This is a genomic window from Syntrophorhabdaceae bacterium (genome assembly GCA_028698615.1).
In the GTDB taxonomy this organism is placed as follows: Bacteria; Desulfobacterota; Syntrophorhabdia; order Syntrophorhabdales; family Syntrophorhabdaceae; genus Delta-02.
Genome location: JAQVWF010000119.1, coordinates 1 through 2,740, shown reverse-complemented (window position 1 = coordinate 2,740; position 2,740 = coordinate 1). Strand labels below are relative to the sequence as shown.

The 2,740-nt window shown below is 57.4% G+C and carries 3 protein-coding genes; all 3 read left to right on the top strand.

Going from position 1 to position 2,740, the window contains the following annotated elements:
* Window positions 1–356 precede the first annotated feature (356 nt).
* On the top strand, window positions 357–782 hold the full coding sequence (locus tag PHC90_15030) for an NUDIX domain-containing protein (GenBank protein ID MDD3847661.1): 426 nt from the start codon (window positions 357–359) through the stop codon (window positions 780–782).
* A gap of 262 nt (window positions 783–1,044) precedes the next feature.
* Entirely contained in the window at window positions 1,045–1,863 is an 819-nt protein-coding gene (locus tag PHC90_15025; GenBank protein ID MDD3847660.1) for a TIM barrel protein, read from the top strand.
* A 9-nt stretch (window positions 1,864–1,872) separates the two neighbouring features.
* Window positions 1,873–2,740: hypothetical protein (locus PHC90_15020; protein MDD3847659.1), on the top strand; the 868-nt coding region annotated here is incomplete at its 3' end.

The window sequence follows — 2,740 nt, the reverse complement described above, 5'->3', positions numbered from 1 at the left end:
TTCGCGGGGCAAAGGGATGATGTTCCTTGCATGATTTGGCGGGTTGCGCAAGCCAAAATAGACAAGCTGCGCCCCCGCGTTCGTTTCTTTGACCTGCCATCGGTACTGCAAGACCGGGTGCTGAAGTGTTCTCATATCTCACTCCCTATCGCGTTGATGTTTACGTTGAGTTTGTTGCTTCACGGCCTCGTAACCTTTCAGATTCTATTATCCTGAGCCGGCACCTGTCAACAGGCAGTATCCGGTGTTCCCCTCATGAGGACACCCATCATCCCTTATTCAGGCTGCATGATCTTAGCGAGAGGCCCATCATTGCCCCCCGCTTTCCTTTGACGAAGGCCGGGAGAGATGCTACCATGGAGACTGCAGGATCTTTTATGGGAAAGAACGGAAACCAGTGCGGGCTCCTGATCGAAAACAGCGAAGGCAAGGTGTTGCTGCAACTCAGGGACGATAACCCGGATATACTTTATCCCGGGTGCTGGGGAACGTTTGGCGGACAGATAGAAGGGGAGGAGACGCCCGAAGAGGGCATCAAAAGGGAGATATGGGAGGAACTTGAATACGACCTTTCCGATCCGGAGTATTTCGGGAACTTTCCCTTTGACGGCTACGATATCCACATGTACAGGATAATCGACGGAAGCCTAACGCTTGACGACATAACGGTGAGGGAAGGGCAGAGGGGAAAGTTCTTTTCTCTGGAAGAAATACAGGGCGTGGATTGCGCGGCCAATTGCCGGGAGATCGTGACCGCCTATTTCAAGATGTTCCATTTTTAAAAGCGCAAAGGTGCCCCGTTACATTTCCCTGCAAGCTTTGCCAGGTTTTCTTCATACCAGGGCGGCCGGTGTTGGGAAAACGGTTCAACAATGATTCCACGTCTCTTCTCTGCCTTCTCCGGGGGAACGACAGGGACAGCCATGTCTTCGAACTCGTGAGGTATGTCGCCCTGAACCCTGGATGCGAAAACCATGAGGAGCACAGGGGACCCTCTGGTTGGGACCGTTTGATTTATGGCCGGCGATAAGGTATCTTTACACGATGCGGCCACAGATCTCCATGTGCAATATATTTGACCAGGATGCAGAGAAACTGGCCAGATTTGCCTGCATAAATGGTTTTTCGGGCATCGACTGGTCGATCGACCCCTCTGTGCCGGCAAGGGAGTTTATCTCCCGCATGAAGCCGCTGTCCGACTTTCAGGTCCGCTACCATTGTCGTTTCTTCGGGACGGACGTCGCCTACACCGACCGGCGTGGCGGCGACTCCCTCGAACTCCTGATGCACACTGTGGATCAGGTGGCACAGGTCGGGGGAAGACACATGACGGTCCATTCCGGCCTGGGCAATCCTTCAGGCGAGGGAATCGTCGTGTCTCGCGCCATCGACAACCTGTCCATTCTCGCGGCACACGGCAACCGTAACGGTGTTGCCGTGGCGTTGGAAAACTTGATAACCCCGCTGACCAACGACCCGCTCCTGTTCCGCCGTATCGTTGCACAGAGCGGTGCATTCGTGACCATCGATATCGGGCATGCCCATGCGGTCGGGGGTCTTCACCCGCAAATGGATACCTGCAGGGAGTACGTTATCCCCAACAGGGAAAGGCTCCTCAATGCCCACATCTATCATACGGAGCTGGAAGGGTATGGACACGTTTCCCCCGCGAGCCTGTCGGACATCTCAGACCGTCTGGATCTTCTCAGTCTTGCGGAATCCTGCGACTGGTGGGTTGTTGAGCTGATGGATCCGGAGAAGCTTCTCCATACCCGTGATCTTCTCCGCAGCTATCTCGACTGCCGTTCCTTGCAGCCCGTCGCGGGACGGCACGATCACCCGTCGCCCCTTTTTGCTGCATAGGGAGCGAGCATGCGCTGCATCCTTCTTCTTCTCGACGGCCTCGGTGATCGAAGCCATCCCGCTTTGAACGGCAAGACACCTCTCCAGGCTGCTCACACCCCAAATCTTGACAAAATTGCAGCGGCCGGCATGAACGGACTTTTCCACTCTCACCTCCAGGGAGCGGCCATGCCGAGCGAGCTTGCCCACTTTCTGATGTTCGGGTACAGCCTGGAGGAGTTTCCCGGCCGCGGCGTGGTAGAGGCGCTTGGTGAAGGCATCGATCTCCACGAGGAGGACGTGGCTCTCCTTGCCCGCATCTTTTCGGTGGCCGGGGAGCGGAGCACGCTGGTCCTCCGTCATGAGGATCCGGACCTGGACCAGGAGAGCTGTCGGGTTCTCCATGAGGCGGTGGGGCACTTTACCTCGAGCGGAATTGAGGTGAAGTTCCTGCCCACCAGGGGGATAGGAGGGATTCTCCTTCTCCGGGGAGACGTATCGAGCGGCGTCACCGATTCCAATCCGATCACCGAAGGGCGTCCGCTCGTGGAGGTCTTTCCCTTGCGGTCCCTGGCGGATGATCCCCGCGCCCGAAAAACTGCCGAAGTTCTCAATGCCTACCTCCGCTGGAGCTACCGGGAGCTTTCGGGGCATCCTCTCAATAAAAGCCGGGCGAAGAAGGGGCTTCCCCCCATCAACGCCGTCGGCACCCAGCGGGCCGGAATGATGCGCAGACTCCCTCCATTCACCGAGAAGTGGGGGCTCAAGGGGCTGATGATCGCCTCGGGTGCGGTTTACGGGGGGCTCGGTCAGGTTATTGGGATGGAAACGCGCCGGGTTGGGGATACGAACGACCCGGGACGGGACCTTCGACAGAGGCTCGAGATGGCGCACGGGG